The organism is Candidatus Venteria ishoeyi (assembly GCF_030378065.1).
Taxonomy (GTDB): domain Bacteria; phylum Pseudomonadota; class Gammaproteobacteria; order Beggiatoales; family Beggiatoaceae; genus Venteria; species Venteria ishoeyi.
The window spans coordinates 56,272-74,939 of record NZ_JAUCGJ010000005.1 but is presented as its reverse complement, the minus strand read 5'-3'; the positions used below and the strand labels follow the sequence as shown (position 1 = coordinate 74,939).

Annotated in this window: 21 protein-coding genes; 11 read left to right on the top strand and 10 right to left on the bottom strand. The window is 45.4% G+C overall.

All coding sequences use genetic code 11. The features are described 5' to 3' along the window. Positions 1-44 precede the first annotated feature (44 nt). The 7 genes from QUF61_RS02705 to QUF61_RS02675 all read right to left on the bottom strand — a co-directional run bounded on the left by QUF61_RS02705 (position 45) and on the right by QUF61_RS02675 (position 4,890). Complete coding sequence (locus QUF61_RS02705) at positions 45-233, bottom strand: type II toxin-antitoxin system YafQ family toxin (RefSeq protein WP_289680331.1); 189 nt, start codon at positions 231-233, stop codon at positions 45-47. Beyond that, positions 199-474, bottom strand: coding sequence for a type II toxin-antitoxin system RelB/DinJ family antitoxin (locus QUF61_RS02700; protein WP_289680330.1), 276 nt, complete (start codon positions 472-474; stop codon positions 199-201). The genes QUF61_RS02705 and QUF61_RS02700 overlap by 35 nt, the downstream gene beginning before the upstream one ends. 482 nt (positions 475-956) lie before the next feature. After that, entirely contained in the window at positions 957-1,601 is a 645-nt protein-coding gene (locus QUF61_RS02695; protein WP_103920937.1) for a tetratricopeptide repeat protein, read from the bottom strand. 7 nt (positions 1,602-1,608) lie between these two features. Beyond that, positions 1,609-2,031 (bottom strand): type II toxin-antitoxin system VapC family toxin, encoded by a 423-nt coding sequence (locus QUF61_RS02690; protein WP_103920936.1) that lies wholly within the window; start codon positions 2,029-2,031, stop codon positions 1,609-1,611. Continuing rightward, the gene (locus QUF61_RS02685; protein WP_289680329.1) at positions 2,028-2,270 is read right to left on the bottom strand and encodes a hypothetical protein; all 243 of its coding nucleotides are present in this window, start codon (positions 2,268-2,270) and stop codon (positions 2,028-2,030) included. The genes QUF61_RS02690 and QUF61_RS02685 overlap by 4 nt, the downstream gene beginning before the upstream one ends. Before the next feature lie 72 nt (positions 2,271-2,342). Beyond that, positions 2,343-2,600 (bottom strand): hypothetical protein, encoded by a 258-nt coding sequence (locus tag QUF61_RS02680; protein WP_103920934.1) that lies wholly within the window; start codon positions 2,598-2,600, stop codon positions 2,343-2,345. A 652-nt stretch (positions 2,601-3,252) separates the two neighbouring features. After that, positions 3,253-4,890 (bottom strand): mucoidy inhibitor MuiA family protein, encoded by a 1,638-nt coding sequence (locus tag QUF61_RS02675; RefSeq protein WP_289680328.1) that lies wholly within the window; start codon positions 4,888-4,890, stop codon positions 3,253-3,255. Between the two features lie 265 nt (positions 4,891-5,155). On the opposite strand from QUF61_RS02675, the gene QUF61_RS02670 reads away from it, so the two are divergent. From QUF61_RS02670 to hisG, 6 genes are all read left to right on the top strand, one after another. Further along, positions 5,156-5,680 (top strand): DM9 repeat-containing protein, encoded by a 525-nt coding sequence (locus QUF61_RS02670; RefSeq protein ID WP_103920932.1) that lies wholly within the window; start codon positions 5,156-5,158, stop codon positions 5,678-5,680. A 6-nt stretch (positions 5,681-5,686) separates the two neighbouring features. Beyond that, positions 5,687-6,649, top strand: coding sequence for a magnesium chelatase ATPase subunit I (locus QUF61_RS02665; protein ID WP_103920931.1), 963 nt, complete (start codon positions 5,687-5,689; stop codon positions 6,647-6,649). A 362-nt stretch (positions 6,650-7,011) separates the two neighbouring features. Further along, positions 7,012-9,252, top strand: coding sequence for a DNA translocase FtsK (locus QUF61_RS02660; RefSeq protein ID WP_289680325.1), 2,241 nt, complete (start codon positions 7,012-7,014; stop codon positions 9,250-9,252). 77 nt (positions 9,253-9,329) lie between these two features. Further along, the gene (locus tag QUF61_RS02655; protein ID WP_306438052.1) at positions 9,330-9,572 is read left to right on the top strand and encodes a BolA family protein; all 243 of its coding nucleotides are present in this window, start codon (positions 9,330-9,332) and stop codon (positions 9,570-9,572) included. Continuing rightward, on the top strand, positions 9,565-10,821 hold the full coding sequence (gene murA / locus QUF61_RS02650; protein WP_103920928.1) for a UDP-N-acetylglucosamine 1-carboxyvinyltransferase: 1,257 nt from the start codon (positions 9,565-9,567) through the stop codon (positions 10,819-10,821). Before QUF61_RS02655 ends, murA begins: the two co-directional genes overlap by 8 nt. Positions 10,822-10,830: 9 nt before the next feature. After that, a complete protein-coding gene (gene hisG, locus QUF61_RS02645) occupies positions 10,831-11,451 on the top strand; it encodes an ATP phosphoribosyltransferase (RefSeq protein ID WP_103920927.1) in 621 nt (206 codons plus the stop codon). Positions 11,452-11,471: 20 nt separating this feature from the next. Here hisG and QUF61_RS02640 read toward each other — a convergent pair whose 3' ends face one another. Together QUF61_RS02640 and QUF61_RS02635 are read right to left on the bottom strand one after the other, a co-directional pair. Further along, positions 11,472-12,497 carry a uracil-DNA glycosylase gene (locus QUF61_RS02640; RefSeq protein WP_289680322.1) on the bottom strand — a complete coding sequence of 342 codons (1,026 nt, stop codon included), beginning with the start codon at positions 12,495-12,497 and terminating at the stop codon, positions 11,472-11,474. A 247-nt stretch (positions 12,498-12,744) separates the two neighbouring features. Beyond that, the gene (locus tag QUF61_RS02635) at positions 12,745-13,311 is read right to left on the bottom strand and encodes a hypothetical protein (RefSeq protein ID WP_289680320.1); all 567 of its coding nucleotides are present in this window, start codon (positions 13,309-13,311) and stop codon (positions 12,745-12,747) included. Positions 13,312-13,440: 129 nt separating this feature from the next. Between QUF61_RS02635 and QUF61_RS02630 the strand changes: the two genes are divergently transcribed. Continuing rightward, on the top strand, positions 13,441-14,922 hold the full coding sequence (locus tag QUF61_RS02630) for a sigma-54-dependent transcriptional regulator (protein ID WP_177428519.1): 1,482 nt from the start codon (positions 13,441-13,443) through the stop codon (positions 14,920-14,922). A 33-nt stretch (positions 14,923-14,955) separates the two neighbouring features. Here the strand turns inward: QUF61_RS02630 and QUF61_RS02625 are convergent, their stop codons facing one another. Beyond that, on the bottom strand, positions 14,956-15,336 hold the full coding sequence (locus QUF61_RS02625; protein ID WP_289680317.1) for a septal ring lytic transglycosylase RlpA family protein: 381 nt from the start codon (positions 15,334-15,336) through the stop codon (positions 14,956-14,958). 70 nt (positions 15,337-15,406) lie between these two features. Between QUF61_RS02625 and gspF the strand changes: the two genes are divergently transcribed. The 4 genes from gspF to QUF61_RS02605 all read left to right on the top strand — a co-directional run bounded on the left by gspF (position 15,407) and on the right by QUF61_RS02605 (position 18,642). Further along, positions 15,407-16,612 carry a type II secretion system inner membrane protein GspF gene (gspF, locus tag QUF61_RS02620; protein WP_289680316.1) on the top strand — a complete coding sequence of 402 codons (1,206 nt, stop codon included), beginning with the start codon at positions 15,407-15,409 and terminating at the stop codon, positions 16,610-16,612. Next, positions 16,612-16,881, top strand: coding sequence for an HP0495 family protein (locus QUF61_RS02615; RefSeq protein ID WP_289680315.1), 270 nt, complete (start codon positions 16,612-16,614; stop codon positions 16,879-16,881). The genes gspF and QUF61_RS02615 overlap by 1 nt, the downstream gene beginning before the upstream one ends. 26 nt (positions 16,882-16,907) lie before the next feature. Next, positions 16,908-17,954 (top strand): hypothetical protein, encoded by a 1,047-nt coding sequence (locus tag QUF61_RS02610; protein ID WP_289680314.1) that lies wholly within the window; start codon positions 16,908-16,910, stop codon positions 17,952-17,954. A 130-nt stretch (positions 17,955-18,084) separates the two neighbouring features. Next, on the top strand, positions 18,085-18,642 hold the full coding sequence (locus QUF61_RS02605; protein WP_103920918.1) for a UPF0149 family protein: 558 nt from the start codon (positions 18,085-18,087) through the stop codon (positions 18,640-18,642). Positions 18,643-18,668: the final 26 nt, after the last annotated feature.

Sequence of the window (18,668 nt, the reverse complement as noted above, 5' to 3'; positions counted from 1 at the left end):
ATGCGTGGGAGTTAGAGGAATATATGGAGTGCTTCTACATTCGCCTAAAACAACTCACCATGTGAACCAATCCGCGCAAGCTGCAATATTTCGCCGGCAATACGATAAATTAAAACCAAGTCCGGTTTTATATGACAGTCACGAAATCCGGCCCAATTGCCTGTTAGTTGATGATCGACATATTTTGCATCCAACGCTTCACCTCTTTGCAGCCTGGAAATAACATGACCCACCTCCACAATATCGGGAATCGGCTTTTTGACCTTCCCCCTGGATTAACTCATTCATTGCGGCAACAGTCTGTTCATTGGGTTGACGGGTTTTTAGCTCAAAAGGTATACCGCCATAATTGATAACGGCGCGGGCAAAGAGCTTTACTGCTTGTGACGGACTGAGTCCTACTTCGTCACATATCCTGGTAAAAGCGGTTTTGGTGTCATGATCAATTCGGGTGCTTAGCATTTCAGTCTTCATATGGTGCCTCTTTAGCTGCCTTTTGTAATATATTGTAATACAAAAGATAAGAAACTAATGCTTTTCAGGCCACCAACTTAATACAGGACAGTTCAATACCGTAAACCGTCCAGGTCTTTAAGACCTGGACGGTTTTATCCTGTCTAAAGTTGCTAACCGTCATCAAACCGTCAAATTTCTTCCCGCAGAGGCGCAAAGACGCAGAGGTTTTAGAACAGTCTTCAAACTTCTCTGGTTCCCACGCGCCATGCGTGGGAACCCGTAGCGGCGTGCCTGCGCCGTGTGTAGTATTGTGTGCTATCCAATACATGAGGCAGGATAAGCTTTTCAGCCCCGTATTGTAGATTTCGCCGCAGAATTCGCTGAAATACGCAGAATGGATTAACTTTAGGTTATTTTCTGTATTTTCTGTATTTTCTGTATTTTCTGCATATTCTGCGGCAAAAAATAATCGGGGTCTGAATGGTTACGACGCTGGCGTGTCACGACTTATCTTCAGCAGCTTTATTCTGTGCCCATTTAATCAGAGGCTTCAGTAAACGTTGCATGAGTGAAGGTTTTATTTTTCGTTTTAACTGTTTAACCAGATGGTGATCTGGGTCAAGCTCTTTGAGTATTTCATACCATCGCCAGCTCGCCTCTTTTTTGCCAATAGCGTGATAATACAAAGCAAGTGTGCTGTAGAAACTCAGCACTTCGGTGATATGAAACATATTGCGGCGCGGATATAATGCTTTCAGATCATGGACACCACCTAAAATTTTAAAAGCTTTCTTTGGGTCTTGGTGTCGAGTCAAACAAATCAGTGCGTAGTTGGTTCTGGCAAACAAATAATTGGGATAGCGCCGATATGATTCCTCCAGCAAGGCTTCCGTTTTGTCACGCTGACCGCTTCGGTCATAGGCAACACTCAAGTAATTGGAGAAATTCGGCACTTTCGGATATTGAGACCACAAGGCTTCCAATTCCTGAATAACCAGTTTATCGCCACGTTGCGCCCGTTCGTATAAGATTGGCAAGGCTTCTTTAACCTTCAATGGCAATTTATTTAACCCTGGTGGGTTAATAGCATCGTAGGTGATTGTAATGCTGGAAATATTGGCAGCGCCATCTGTTTTATTGCTCATTCACAATTTATGCCTTTTGTTCCCGCATCAATGCCCGAAACCCAGCCTGAATAAAATGCCGGTCTATCGTCATAGCTTCGCATAATGTCTGCTCCTGCATGACTACGAAAGAAATACAGTCGGTCAGCCCCCAGTCCTTATCGTTACGCTTGCGGTATAAAGCCAGCGCCTTGTGCAATAATGCGGTATCCACGCTGACAACATGCATGTTGGGCGTGGTATAACATTGCTCAATAAAACGCACAGCGGTATCCCGTTGTGTAGCGCTCAAAGCGTTGCCGATTTCCACTAAAACCGCTTCGCTTGTCCACACTTCCGCCGCTGTGCGCAGTGTCGGGAACAAGGTTTTGGCAACTTCGTGATAGTCATCGTTTTTATTCAGCAGTGCTTGCACAAAAGCTGTATCAAGAAATAAGCGGGCTGGTTTCATGATTGCTTCGTTTTTTGCTTATTGGTGCCATAAAGATAATGGTCGTGCTCCTCCGCCCAATCAGAGGGGGCACTGAGGCTGCCAGTTAAATTTTGCAGCGTATCCCAGGCATTTACTTCTTGTGTTGGTATCTTTTCTTCCATCATTTTTTGAATACGCTGCCATAATTCAATCGGCACCACAACACCGGTAGTGTGGCCTTGTTTATCTGATATGTATTGAACTGCGGAAAGCTCCATAATCTTTACTCCTGTGACTCTGACTTATATCAATGAGCAATACACAATGAACAATGAAAACCCTCAAAGTTCTCACTGTTCGCTATCCTCACTGCCTTCATTGTTAATTATTCCCTGTTCACTGCCGATTGTTATGTCCCACCCCATATGTGCTGACAAAGATTGTACGGTTTCGTCTATTTTATTGGTAGACACGCCAGCTTCTTCAGCGGCTTTTTCTATATGATCACGAGGGATAGCTTGGCGTGGGTCGAGGTAGCCATGCCAAACTCTGTCTGGTTGCTTATGAAACACGATCTCACCAAAATGGGAATATTCTTTTCCTTGCAAACAAGCAGCAAAACCATCTATGGGTGAACACCCAGCCAGCAGGCGGTGGGTGTCGTCATCCGGCCAAGTCTTTTATACACAAGTCTCTTTGAGACCTTTTAGCCCTGAAAGGGATATACATACCAGCCTGGGGCAGCGCCCCAGGTAGGTTGTTTTGTTGAATTAGAGCCCTGAAAGGGCGATACATCAGAAGGTGCATCATTTATGTATCGCCCTTTCAGGGCTCTGGTATCATCACATTACAAACCCAGGGCGTTGCCCTGGGCTAGGAGGCTGTCCGAGAACACAAGACCTACTGCGGAAAAGCTGGATTTGGTCAGATTTCTCCCTTATTTTCGTTAAATATACCCAATATTCGCCTCAAATAATGAAAAAATCTGCCTCAAACCAGCTTTCCCTCGCTACGGCCTCTGTTCTCGGACAGCCTCCTAGTATGTTTTGCCCCGATGGGGCTGGTTTTGCGGAAAACATATCCGTGTAACTTATGTATAAGGATGAGAGCCAAAACTTGGGCATCTTTAAAGTTTTTAGATTTTCAGGCTAGGAGGCTGTCCGAGAATAGCAAAATCAGCGATTTTGCTAAATTTAACTCATTACTTATCAATGAGTTAAAATCCCGATTTTTTGAAAAACAGAGTTCTCGGACAGCCTCCTAATCAATACCCTCAGGCGGATTATCCTTAGGATATTTCACCAAATAAGTCTGTTGTATGCGTTGCTCCTGATTGGGTTCCAGTTTTAAGCGCCAGGCCATCACGCCTTTTTTGTCCTGCCAGTCGCGCTCGTCCGGTTGTGGGTTGAGGGTCACTTCCTTGACCTGATAACGATCCGTGTCGCTGACGGGAATCGCATCTAATACCAGCACGGTGACGGCTTCTGCTTTCAGGTTTTCCACTATCAGATTAAAACCCAGTTCGCGGGTGAAGGTGTGGCGCTCCACCTTGCTGAAAAAGGTTTCGGTTTTCTGGTTGGCTAGTTGCTCGCGCAGCACTTTAATATGGCGTTCAACACCGAGGTTTAATAATAAATCTTCACCGGGACGTTTTTCAGTGAACAGGGTTTTGCCAATATATTCCCCGTCAAAATGAATATTTAAGCGTCCACTGGGCAGACCGGCATCGGGTAATAAGCGGCATACCCAATAGACCAGTGATTCCTCGCTGGGGATGGTGTAGTGGAAAAATTTACCGGGAGGAGAATAACGCCGCAGGGGTAACAGGGATTCCCGCGCACCGCTGCTTAAATCAACGGGATTTGGCAGTTCGTACTCAAAATGCGTACCTTTGTCCGTGCTGCTGGCCTGGGCAAAATGCGCTTCCGGTGCGCGTTGCATGGCTGCGGCAGCCTGCATGGGTGCTGCGCCAGCCTCAATGGCGCTTGCGCATAATGCGGTTTTTTCCAAATCCAGGGATTCTGATAAATAGGCCATAGACTCATGTAATATCCAGGACTGGATTTCAGGCAAAGCGCCCGTGGTAACGGGCATGGCGTTGGAGACTTTGAGCGTACTGTTTGACCAGTTTTCGCCGGTGTTTTGCTTGATTTGTGCAAACAGGGTAAGGCTGATGTCATGACTGGCACTGACATCGGCTTTATAAATAGGCAACCAGCTTGCCCGCCCTGCCACATAAGAGGCTTCAATTTCAACCGGCTGTGCCTGCCGAGATTGGAACAGAACTTCGATGACGGTTTTTTCCGGCTGATTTTTTTTGGTTTGATTCACCCGTAATTGTTTGAGGTGTTGCTGCACTGCGCCCAGCTCTTTATCCAGGTTTTCTATGTCGGCTTTTAAGCTTTGTTCGCGCTCCAGCAGCGTCTGGGCATTGTCATCCAGATATTGTAATAAATCCTGTAAATGTCCAATCGTTGGCATATTGGTCTGGATTTCTTTGGGGACTTCAACGCTGGAAAAATTGGCAACGGCATCGAGGAAAGTTTGCTGGCGTTGTACGCTGCTTAACTTGGCTTTTAGCGTGTCTTTTTGCTGGCGTAATTGACGTTCCTGCGCATCCAGTGCTTTTAAGTCCGCCTGCACAATCTGCGGTACGGGAATGCGTTGATATTGCACGGCAAGGATTTCGCCTTCACCAAATACCCGCGCTTGCACGGAATCCGCATCCACTTCAAATGCGGTGACTTCAATCGCAAAACGATTCAGCCCGATGGTTGCCGAGGCATTAACACGGCGGCTGACGTGGGCGCGTTGACTGAAGACAGTGACTTGCCGGATAAAGTTCTGGCTGCCGTTTGCAATTAATTCGGCAGATGATGCGGATGTCTGCTTGCTCATGTGAGGCCACCTTGATAATGATGCTGATGATTAGGTAACTTATCAGACCCATTGCATTCAGACAAGTGACAAATAGGGCTGAAAAATATAAATAACAGGGCTTGTTCGCCTTGTATCCCGGCTTTCAGCCACCAGGTTTTCTAGCCCCGCAGCTTCAAGCGGGTGGTTGTTTAGTCCTTAATATAAGTCGGAGAATATGTGACTTTATGCAGAAAATACACAATTTACTTTTGATTCACATGAAACTGGTTTATTATTTTCAGGCATGAACAGGTTAATAAAATTAAGCATTATTGTATTGTTATCGGGTTGGGTGCATTTGCTGTTTGCGGATGAGGAAGGTCAGTGGCAGCGGATGAAGCGTGGCATGTTGCCGGATAACCCCATGCCGGTTGATATGCTCACGCCAGTAGACAGTAAGCGCTGGTATGTTTGTCGGGCGCATTATAATAAAGCTATGCACCCTGGCAAGCTCAGCCAACAATCCAGAGCTTGTCTGATAACCGTGTCGGGTCGTACCAATCGCGCGCCACATTATGAGGTGTTGCTCAAACAGGCTGATTATATCTGGCAGGCTTACCAAACCGGGCCAATTCCTGAAAATGCAGTCATTGGTGGCGCGGAAGATGCAGATGAAGCTTATCTTTTATACATTTGCCGGGTTCAGCGCAAAAAAGCCTGGGTTGCCGGTAAAATCTTAAAACCTGGAACAGGCTGTCAGATTGAGCGCAACGGGCGGGCTTATACGATGCGAAAATTTGAGATTCTGGTTAAAAAAGCAAAAGATTAAGCTGATATGAACTTACCTCCTTATCCTTTTACCGCCATTGTTGGTCAGCAGAGCATGAAACGGGCGCTGATCTTTAATACCATAGACCCGGCAATTGGTGGCGTTTTGATCACCGGCACCCGTGGCACGGCAAAAACCACCACGGTGCGCGCACTGCCAGCCTTATTGCCGGAAATTAGCATGATTCCGGGCAGTGCTTTTAATCTGGCACCCAGAAAAGGTATCAGAACCCAGGAGTTTGTGCGCGTACCCACGCCGTTTTTAACCTTACCCCTGAGCAGCAACATAGAGCAGGTGGCTGGTATACTGGAAGTTGAAAAAGTATTACAAACCGGCGAGCGGCATTTTGAACCGGGTTTATTGGCGCGCGCAAATCGGGGTATTTTATATATTGATAATATTAATCACTTTCGTGATGATTTGCTGGCGGTGATATTGGAGGCCGTCACCAGTACCGTGAACCGGGTTGAGCGTGAAGGCGTGACGTTTGATCATCAGGCAGATATTATCTTGGTGGCAACGACCAATCCCGATAGCAGAGAGTTGCATCCTCAGTTGTTGGATCGCTTTGGTTTGTACGTGATTACAGATAGTCGCATGGATTTAAAAGACCGCTATGAAATTATCAAACGCTGCATGGCGTACAATAAAAACCCTCGTGCATTTTTCCAGCAATGGCAAAATGTAGAACAAGAACTTGCCCGGAAAATTGAACGCGCGCGCGCTTATCTCAATCAGGTGGAAGTGAGTGAAGCGTCTCTGGAAGAGATCGCTCATATTTGTGGGATTGCGCAAATTGACGGGATGCGTTCAGATATTGCAATTTATAAAACAGCGCGTGTGATCGCTGCATTTGAAGGGGAAAAGACGGTGAACTCTGAGCATATTAAAGAAGCCGCAGAATTAGCCCTGGCCCATCGCAGGCGCATCAGCACGGCTGCGGAGACACCAAACTTATTCAGGGAATAGATAAAGGGTTTACGGTTTACAAAAATTGTCAGGCAATAGCTATAAACCTTTAATTATCAATGTAAATCCATAAGGAGTGAGAATTTTATAACTTCAGAAACTGGGCTGGTCTTTTTCTCCATTTTCTGCGTTGTGAAAACAGTTACATAGCTTGCTATGCGCCTGTTTTCATGCCTTGAAAATGAATAAAAATCCTGTGCCCAGTTCCTGCACTTATTTCATCCTCACTCCTAACAGTTACTTAATTAATCCATGCATATTTATGATTTCAGGTTAAAATACGCTGAATTTGATATTATTTTTTTGTGCCTTAAAGCACAAAAAAAATATTTGCGTAACATCAGCCTATATGAGGAAAAACAGTGAGTCAGGCGCGTCGTAATAAAAAGCTCGCCAGCAACAGCAAGTTAATCGGTACCGGGTTACGGGAAATTGTTTTTATTTTCTTCTGCTTTGCTGCGCTTTATTTGTTTGTGTCTTTAGCCACCTATTATCCCCTGGATCCCGGTTTTTCCCATAACAGCGAAGCTGCCGTGGAAATCCATAATAAAGGCGGTTTGGCAGGTGCGCTGTTTGCAGACCTGTTTTTTAACTGGTTTGGTTATTTTGCCTATCTGTTTGCTTTTATGGTCGGTTATCTGGGCTGGTTGATTTATAAAGGCCGTCACCATGATTTATTAGCTGAACCCAAACATCTGATAGTTCCCGGTTTTGGTTTTCTGCTGACCCTGACCGCAGGCTGCGGCTTGGCGATTGTGCATTTTGCCGCAGAAAGTGCCTTGTTGCCTAGTCACGCAGGTGGTGTATTGGGGGGCTGGATAGGCAACGGCCTGAAAGACATGATCAGCTCACTGGGCGCAACATTGCTGTTATTGGTATTATTTTTTACCGGTATCACGCTGCTGACGGGTATGTCCTGGGTGCGCTTAATGGATAAGCTGGGTGCTTATACTTTGCATTATCTGCCGATTATGCGCCAATATCTGGCTGAAGTTGTGCTGCCGTTGATTTCCAACTATTTAAGTCAACTTTTTCACTGGTTATGGTTTTGGAGTGAAAAAGGGCTGGTGCAGGCGCAACAGCAATGGCAGAAGGTGCAGGAAAAACACCAGGAAAAATACCAGGCATTTGAGCAGGATGAGCCTCTTGATGAAAGTGAACAGGATGAGACGGCAACCGTCCAGAAAAAAACTGCGACTAAAACACCGGTTAAACCTGCGGCAAACCAACAACAGAGAACAACAAGCGCTGAAAAACCAGTGGCCTCTGCTGTTTCAAAGTCTGATAGCCTAACCCCAAAGTCTGCTAAAGCAAGCAATAAACAGTCATCTAAAGCAGAAACGCTTTCTGAAAAAAATCAAGCACCCACACTACCGGCGTTAAACAATCTATTATTACCCGGTGATCCCGCGATTGATGACGCACCAGCAACAAGTGATGAGCAGGTTTACATTGACCCGGCGATATTAAAGGCCAAAATTGAAAGTATTTTGAAAAAACTGCGTTCGGTAGCGGTATTAAAAGGCATTTATCCAGGGCCGGTGGTCAGCCGCGTGGAAATTCAGCCTTCCCCCAAACTCAGCCAGCTTGATCCGTTGATTCAGCGTCTGACTAAAGAATTAAACTTATCACATCTGCGCATGGTTGAAGCCACGCCGGAACTCATTATTTTTGAAGTACCAAAGACCAATCCTGAACAAATTCCCTTATCCAGTCTGTTACTCATGAAAGCGTATCAGGACAGTCGCTCGCCCCTGACCCTGGCACTGGGGAAAGAAACCAGCGGCAATGCTGTTATTGTGGATTTGGCGCGTATGCCCCACCTGCTGATGGCTGGGCAAAACGGTGATGATATTGATACTGCCATACACAGCGCGGTGCTCAGTTTGCTATATAAGGCCACATCTGATGAAGTGCGCCTGTTAATGCTGGATTCCAAGCATCAGGCTTTATCCCGTTATAAGGATTTGCTGCATTTGTTCACGCCGATTATTCACTCGCCAGAAAAGGTGCAGCAGGCGTTTCGCTGGACGGTGGCAGAAATGGAGCGGCGTTATCGCCTTATGGCAGATTTGGGCGTGCGCAATATTGATGGTTATAACCGTAAGGTTAAGGCCTCGGAAGTGCAGGAAACTCAGGGCGGCATCCCTATCAGCTTATCGCCGATTCCTTACATTGTGATGATCGTGCATGAAATTGCTGAAATCACTGCCGGTGAAGATGGTCGGGAAATTGAAGAATTAATTACCCGCTTGGCACAAAAAGCCCGCGCCTCTGGTATTCACTTGATTCTTGCCACCCGCGAACCCGGCGTTAATGTGGTAACGGGTTTAATGAAAACCAATTTTCCCACCCGTATCTGTTTCCAGGTCGATAACGCCAACCTGTCCCGTAACATGCTGGGCAAAACCGGCGCAGAAAATCTGCTGGGTAATGGCGATATGTTTTATATGACCCCCGGCACCGGCGTACCTGTGCGTTTGCACGGCACCCATGTCACCATACAGGAAGTGCGCAATGTGCTGGCGGATTTGAAAAAACGCGGCAAACCGGCTTATGAGAAGCTGGAAATTCCAGAAAACAGCAGTTTCCGGCATAAGTAAAATGTCATGTGCAATAAATACCTTACATTCTCAGTCCATAAAAAGTAAAATTACCCGTTTTATGTGTATCTGGAATTATGATGAACATCACACCTGAACAAATCAAAGCCTTGATTGAGGCAGACATCGCGGATGCGCAAGTCTCGGTCAGCGGTGACGGGCGGCATTTTGAAGCAACGGTTATCAGTCCGGCATTTGCGGGTTTGAGCCGGGTTAAGCAACATCAGTTGGTGTATGCTTCGCTGGGACAACGCATGGCAACGGAAGAGATTCATGCCTTATCCATTACAACCCAGCTTCCAGGCGCGGCGCATGGATAAATTACTGGTTAGTGGCGGTCAGACCTTACAGGGTGAAATTCGGGTTTCCGGTTCCAAAAATGCGGCATTGCCGATTCTGGCGGCAACCCTGCTGGCAGATGCGCCGATACAGATTAAAAATGTACCGCATTTGCGTGATATTACCACCATGATTGGTTTGCTGGGTCACACGGGCGCGAAAGTGCTGGTGGATGAGCGTCTTAACGTGGAAGTGGATAGCCGCAGCATTAATAACTATGCTGCACCTTATGATCTGGTTAAAACCATGCGCGCTTCGGTGCTGGTGCTGGGGCCTTTGCTGGCACATTTTGGCGAAGCGGAAGTCTCGTTGCCGGGTGGTTGCGCCATTGGTTCCAGACCGGTGAATCTGCATATACAAGGCTTGCAGGCGATGGGTGCGGACATTCATGTGGAAAATGGTTATATCCGCGCCAAAGCCAAGCGTTTGCAAGGTACTACCTTGTATCTGGACATCATCACCGTCACCGGCACGGAAAATTTAATGATGGCGGCAACGCTGGCACAGGGGCAAACCATTATTGAAAATGCGGCGCGTGAGCCGGAAGTGGTGGATCTGGCGAATTGCCTGATTACCATGGGCGCGAAGATTCAGGGTGCAGGTACCGACACGATTGTTATTGATGGCGTGGACAGTCTGCACGGTGGCGAACATACCGTGCTGCCGGATCGGATAGAAACCGGGACTTATCTGGTAGCCGCTGCAATGACTGGCGGTGCGGTCAAGTTAAAAAATGCCGATCCTGAGTCCTTAGAAGCGGTGCTGGCCAAGCTACGGGAAACCGGCGCGCATATCACCACTGGCGAAGATTGGGTTGCCCTGGATATGCAAGGCCGTCGTCCTCATGCCGTAGATATTCATACCGCGCCTTATCCTGCGTTTCCCACCGATATGCAGGCACAATTCTGCGCCATGAATGCCATTGCTCAAGGCACGGCAACCGTAACGGAAACGATTTTTGAAAATCGCTTTATGCATATTCAGGAATTACAACGCATGGGCGCGCAAATCAAACTTGAAGCGAATACCGCAATTTGCACCGGTGTTGAACAATTGTATGCCGCGCCAGTCATGGCAACGGATTTACGCGCTTCAGCCAGCTTGATATTAGCGGCATTGGTAGCGGAAGGCGATACCTTGGTGGATCGCATTTATCACCTGGATCGCGGTTATGAATGTATTGAAGAAAAACTCAACCAATTGGGCGCAACCGTCCGTCGCGTACCCTAGGATCAGTCCATGTTAAGAATTGCACTCTCAAAAGGCCGTATTTTTAAAGAAACTCTGCCGCTGCTGGCGCAGGCAGGCATCAAACCCCTGGAAAGCCCCGAAACATCACGTAAACTGATTTTACCTACCAATCAGAAAGATGTGGAACTGGTGATTATTCGCGCCACAGATGTGCCGACTTATGTTGAACACGGCGGTGCGGATGTCGGTGTGGCGGGGAAAGATGTCTTGCTGGAATATGATAGCAATGAGCTTTATGAACCCGTGGACTTAAAAATTGCCCAGTGTAAATTGATGGTTGCTGGCGATCCCAACAAAGTGATTAAGCAACAACGCTTACGCATTGCCACCAAATTTGTTAATGTCGCACGTTCCTATTTTGCCAGCAAAGGGGAGCAGGTCGAAATCATCAAGTTATATGGTTCAATGGAGTTGGCCCCGCTGGTGGGCATGGCGGATCGGATTGTGGATGTGGTGGATACCGGCAACACCCTGCGTGCCAATGGTCTGGAGCCGATGGAGCATATTGCTGACATCAGCTCCCGTCTGGTGGTGAATAAGGCGGCAATGAAAATGAAATATCAACAGGTGAAGTTGTTGATAGAGCAGGTTGCGACAGCAGTGGGCTAGGAGGCTGGAAGGCCTTTCCATTATGGGCTATCCTGCCCTGTCACCGGCACCAAGGTGATAGCGCGCAGTAAATCTTCCCAGGCTTTGGCTTTTTCTTTCGGTCTGCGTAATAAATATGCCGGGTGATAAGTCACCAGCAGCGGTATTTTATTTTCACCGTAGGTATATTGTTGCTGACGAAAACTTGCCATCGCGGCTTCAGTTTGCAACAGACGTTGCGCGGCAACCTTGCCTAACGCCAGAATCAAACGCGGTTGCAGCAACTGAATCTGGCGCTCCAGAAAAGGCGCGCAACGTTTAATTTCCGGGGCGTTGGGATCACGGTTGTGTGGTGGATGGCATTTTACGGTATTGGCAATATAAACCTGCTCCCGGTTAGCGCCAACTGCCGTCAGCATGGCGTTGAGCAATTTTCCTGCGCGCCCGACAAAAGGCTCACCCAGACGATCCTCGTCACTCCCCGACGCTTCACCAATTAATAACCAATTCGCTTGCTTATTTCCCATACCAAAAACTGTATGTTGACGGGTCTGTGCCAGTGGACAATCCTGGCAGGCGCTGACCTGTTGTTGCAAGGCATCCCAATCCAGTTGGCTGATGTCCTGTGCGCGCTTGACCCAGGGATCGATGATAGCTTGTGCTGGTGGCATGTCCGGCACTTCAGGCTCAGCTAAGCCTTCAGGAAATACAGGTTCAAAGCCATCATCAAAATCAACTTCTGGCGGTATATCCAACCAGGCGGGTGGTGGCTCCAGCATCATTGCTTCCGTGTTTTCAACTGTTGCGGGGGGCTGGATAAGGGGATCAGGTTCCTGGACAACAGGTTTCTGAATGACAGGCTCTTGGGCAAACTGTATTGGTGCTAGTTCGTTTAAGGTTTCCGTTTTTATTGTCATTGCATCAGGCTGGGTTGTTGTTGCAACTGTGGTTTTAGCGACAGTAGGGGTATCAGGCACTAAGTCAGCGCCTTGTGATGAGGTGATATCGCGGCGTTGCCACAGGGTAATGCCCATTTGTTCCAGATATAAGCGGCGAGATAATGACATGGCTATGCCTGATTTCTGAAAACCTTCCAGGTCTCCAAGACCTGGAAGGTTTGGTGTTTCCGGGAATTTATGAGTAGGAGGTTGTCCGAGAACAGAGGCCGTAGCGAGGGGAAGCTGGTTTGAATCAGATTTTTTCATTATTTGAGGCGAATAGTGGTTCTATTTAACGAAAATAAGGGAGAAATCTGGCCAAATCCAGCTTTTCCGCAGTAGGTCTTGTGTTCTCGGACAGCCTCCTTGACAATTGCTAAACATTTCTGCTGACATTGGCTTTTTTCGGTTTCATCAGACGTATGCCTAATAAGGTGACAGCAACACCAACACCGGCTAATGATAAGACCATCCACATATCCACGCGCGCATAAAACAATGGCAGCAAAATGCTACCGAGCAAAAAGCCCAAACCTGAAAAAAATACGGCTTGTTGTTGCCAATGCATCCTGCTGCTTTTGCGTTTCCAGGGCTTACGTTTTTTTGCCAGATGTTGAAACCACTTAAGCCACAATAACAATGCCAAAGCCCACAAACTGAGGGCTAACCACATTACCGCCGGTGCGGCAAAGGTCTGGGCGGCCTGAATATTCTCTTTTTCCCATTCAATTTTGGCAGTCAAGTTTGCAATGCTGGGTAATAAATCAGAGCGTAATTGCTGCGCCATAGATAAATGCTGACTTTGTTGTTTTAACAAAGCCAGCGTTTGGACGTGTTCATTAATACCATTTTGTGCCCTGGTCTGCGCCAGCCGTGCTTGAATATGGCTGAAAGACACCACCATCGCTGCACTGATACAAAGCAAATAAATAATTTTTTTCATGCGCCCATCATACCTGAAACAATTTTTGCATTAACGTTTAGCAGGGGCAACCTGCTTATTACTGACAGCGCTGCATTATATACTGTGACTGCGCTATTTTTTGCTAAATTTTTTAATGCGCGTGTAAGGATGGATAAAATAAATTTAAACCGGACTTCCAGACAGAATGTTGATATTTTACTGATTGAAGCAGAAACGATGGGGACTCAGCCCAATGCCTGTTTTGATGGTTTATCCGATATCTCCTGGTCTGTTGTCCGCGTTAATCAACTCAATAATGCGCTGTCAGTCCTGGCAACGCAGTCTCCACGCTTGGTGCTGTTGGCATTAGAACAATTACAGGCACATGAATCTGAGTTTGCCGCAAGCCTGAAAAAATATATGCCAGCACTGGTCTTGTTTGGTTGTGTAGAGCAAAAAATTGCACACTGGGCAAAAAAATATCAGGCATTGGATTTTATTGAATATCCTTTTGGCACGGAACGCTTAGTGATGACGATTCACAATGCTTTACGCCATCAAACATTGATCGAATTGGAAAATACCTATCAACAAGGTGTTTCCCGTGATCATTATCATGATTTTATCGGCGCTTCGATTGCCATGCAGACGATCTATCGCATTATCGATCAAGTTGCAACCAGTAAAGCCCCGGTATTTATTACCGGGGAGAGCGGCACGGGTAAAGAACTCTGCGCACAAGCCATTCATGCAGAAAGTCGCCGTAAAGAACAACCCTTTATTGCTATTAATTGTGCAGCCATTCCTGAAAATTTGTTAGAAAGTGAAATTTTTGGTCATGTCAAAGGTGCATTTACCGGTGCGCATCAGAACCGGCAGGGTGCGGCAAGTCAGGCGCATAAAGGTACGCTGTTTCTGGATGAAATCGCGGATATGCCGCTGGACTCGCAACGAAAATTATTACGTTTTATCCAAACCGGGCAATTTCAGAAAATTGGCAATTCGCAAGTGGAAACAGTTGATGTACGGTTTATTTGCGCAACGAACCATGACATTGACAAAGATGTACATGAAGGAAAGTTTCGTGAAGACTTGTATTATCGCTTAAATGTCGTACCGATTCGGCTGCCTGCCCTGCACAAGCGTGACAATGACATCTTAATGATTTCACAATATTTTTTAGAACAATATAGCCGTCAGGAACAAAAATCTTTTATCGGGTTTAATCCTGAAACTGCCTATCTGTTACATCAGTATCACTGGCCGGGCAATGTTCGGCAATTGCAAAATGTCATACATAATACAGTGGTTTTAAATGATGGACGTTATATGACACCGGATATGCTGCCTGAACCATTAAACCAGTTGCCTGGCAGTGATAATATAAATTTAGCCGACAATCATTTCTCTGAAATACTAGATTCCAGGCCGGAGTCCCATTATCCAGTCAGCCAGCAAATTCGTCCATTATGGCAGATGGAAAAAGAATGCATAGAAACTGCCTTAAAAGCGTGTGATGGCGATATTTCCAGAGCGGCTATTTTTCTGGAAATTGATGCCTCAACTATTTATCGTAAGTTACGGCAATGGAAAGCAGGTAAACAGAAACAACATAAACGCAAAAAAATAGCCAGTAAAGTGACAGGATAATGAAACAAAGGAAGTCTGTCCGGGAACAGGAAATTATTTTTGTATTTCAATACTCACCTTGATAATACCGGCTGAAATCATATCCAAAGCCTCTGCCGCTTTACGGGAAACATCAATAATACGTTTATCTCTATACGGCCCCCGGTCATTAACGGGGATTATCACATGCTTGCCATTAGCAAGATTGGTCACGCGAAGCAAGGTACCAAAAGGCAATGATAAGTGTGCTGCGCTTAATTTATCCTTATCATAGGGCTGACCACTGGCTGTACTTCTGCCTTGTAATTTATCACTGTAATAGGAGGCTAATCCGGTTTGGTGCTCAAAATCTGATGCTTCATTGGCATGAACACTTAAAAATGCTGTACTCAACAACACCATCAGTATAAAAATATTAAAAAAATTAAATCGCATTTTTACTTCATCCATGACATTATTATTGGATAATGTTTAAACCTCTCCATTCTACTCTATTTAACAACCAATGCCTGCTTTTGAATATACTGCATTAAATAGCGCCGGTCGCACCTGTAAAGGTGTGCAGGAAGGCGACACTCCGCGTCAGGTGCGCCAGCATTTGCGGGATCAGCAATTGACACCACTTAGTGTTGAAGAGGTCATTCGCAAAAATACCCGGCAAAGGCGGCGTGGCGGCTCGTTGTCGGCGGCTGATTTGGCATTGTTGACAAGGCAACTGGCAACGCTGGTTAAAGCAGGATTAGCACTGGAAGAAGCCTTACGCGCAGTGGCTGAACAAAGTGAAAAAGCCACCTTAAAAAGCTTGATACTGGCAGTGCGCTCTAAAGTGGTGGAAGGCCACAGTCTGGCTGAGGGCTTAAAGGCATTTCCCCAAGCATTTCCAGAAATTTATCAGGCAACAGTGGCAGCAGGAGAACAATCCGGGCATCTGGATGTGGTATTAGAGCGTCTGGCAGATTACACTGAAAGCCGCCAGCAATTACAAAATAGAGTATTGCTGGCTTTGTTTTATCCTGCCCTGCTCAGCAGTGTTGCCTTATTGGTGGTCTTTGGCTTGTTGGCTTATGTGGTGCCGGAAGTGGTACAGGTATTCACTCACTTGCAGCAGGAACTCCCTTGGCTGACCCGCTTTTTAATTCAGCTCAGCGACTTTTTAAATAGCTGGGGTTTATTGTTATTTTTTGCGGTGCTATTGCTGTTCCTGGCAATGCGTTATTGGTTGCGTTTTGAATCGGCAAAAATACATTTTCATCATCTGATTTTACGTTTACCTGTCATCGGGCGGCTGGAACGCGGCGTGCAGGCAGCGCGTTTTACCCGCACTTTGAGTATACTCAATGCCAGTGGTGTGCCTTTGCTGGAGGGATTAAAAATTGCAGCCGCAGTGCTCAATAACCTGCCCATGCGTCAGGCAGTGCAAAAAGCCAGTGAGCGTGTGCGCGAAGGCAGCAGCCTGTATAATGCCTTATCACAAAGCAAACTGTTTCCCCCGATTACCTTGCATTTAATCGCCAGCGGTGAAAACAGCGGTGAGCTTGAAGCCATGCTGGAGCGTGCTGCGCAAAATCAGGAACATGAAGTACAAAGTCTGATTGCAGTGGCTTTAGGTTTGTTTGAGCCGCTTTTGATTTTATTGATGGGCGGCGTGGTATTAACCATTGTATTGGCGATTTTGATGCCGATTTTTGAACTGAATCAACTGGTACAATAATGACTGAAAAAAAAGAAGAACTGTTTAACTTTCCCTGCGATTTCCCCATTAAAGTCATGGGCAAGTCAAGCCCGGATTTTGATAGACTGGTGGTGGAGATCATCCGCCGTCATTGTGGGGATATTACAGAAGGCGCGGTCAGCAGCCGCGCCAGCAAGGGTGGAAATTACCTTTCCGTCACAGTGAATATACAAGCGCAAAGCCGCGAACAACTGGATAACCTGTATTACGAGTTAAGTGAGCATGAGCGGGTTACTATGGTATTGTAGTTACTAATATTAAAAAGGAGATATAGGTGCTTTCATTCCAACTAAGAGATGAGGCAAAAAAGTTATTAGAAGCTTTTGAAGAAGCAGCTCAATTCTTCTCAATGCTTAATGCAATTAACTCTAGCTTCCCAGGGATAGATAATTATTTAGTACAAATTGGTCAAGGTGGAGAAAAAACTAATGCTGCTGCAAATCAGTTGCGTAATCATCTCGCTCAATTAAAGAATATTGTAGAAAATATTAATATAAGGGAGTTTTACTCATCTTTAGAAGGGTTTCAAAAAAGTTTAAAAAATACTCAAAATTATGAGCTAGATGATTTAAGTATGATAGATGCTATTTCTAAAAATATAGATTTGTTTGCTAATAAATATGAAATATTTATCAGCTCATATAGCCCCCAAAATGCTGCACCTGTAATAACAGAGGCAAGAAAACTTTCCTCTATACTAAATGGTTTTAAAACAGCACTATTATTTTTTGAGAGCAACCTTGAAGAGCAGCATTATGAGCTAGAAGATCATGAAGCACTTTCATTGCTTCTTCCCTCATCTATGAGCTTAAATAAATTTGCAGTTAAATTGAATGCAATTGATATGATATATAATGAGCTTTGTTCATTACTCAATGTTTCCATATCTGAACACCCTTTGATAGTTAACAAAATAGAATCGGGAAGTATGTGGGCAAAGGTTATAGGAGACAATAAAATAATCAGCCTAATGATTGAGTTCATAAATTCATCAGCTTCTTATATTTATAGAAATTATACAAAAGAAGGGAAACTGTCTGGTATACCAAGGAAAGTTGATGCCGTTAATACAGTTCTTGAATTCACATCAAAACTAGAAAGTCAAGGGATTGATATTAATGAGGCGAAAGAACATATATCAAAGTCTGCTGTCATTATTGCTAAAGAACTCAATATTCTTCTTGATGGACAAGCTAAAATAACAATCAATAATACAACTCATTCTATTGGTGAGGAAGTGCAAAAACAGTTGTTAGAAATAGATGATCCAGCAAAACTAGAACTCCTTGGTATTACAGAAAATGAACATGCTAAAAAATAGATCTAGTAGACAACAAAAAGTACAGAATGTTCTTCACATTACTTTTTTCTTCCCCTGAGAATAGCCTTGATTATTAATAAGTACATTGACAATGAACAGAATCCCTTAAACTAAAAATATAAAGTATAATATGTATCAAGCCATTCAAACTACATTACAACGTATTGAAGCACAACAGAATGCCGCTGAGGTTCACGGTATTATTTGTGGTTATTTGTGTGTCAGGCCAGCAAATGCCAACTCTGCAAACAGCGATCAAAGCTGGCTGCATGTCGTACTTGGCGACATTGAGGCGGGTAATATTGTGGCCGAGCAAGGTAAAAGCGTTTTAATCAAGCTCAAAACCTGGGTATTAGATCAGCTTAACAGTGCCGATATGCAGATTGATTTATTATTGCCTACTGACCAGGAATCACTGGCAACACGGGTGATTGCCTTGACAGAGTGGTGTGATGGTTTTTTGCTGGGCATCAGTTTAGGACAATTTAAGGCTTCAACAAAAGATTCTGATAATGTTAAAGAGTTTATTGACGATGTGTTGCGCTTCTCGCAGATGGACACCCAGTTAGAAGAAGATGAAGCGAATGAAAAAGCCTATATGGAATTAGTCGAATACCTGCGGGTGGGCATGTTAACATTTTATGAAGAATTGCACCCTGTGCAGGCCACCAAGCCAAGCTTACAATAAGGAATGCGCCTTAGGAGTGAGGATAA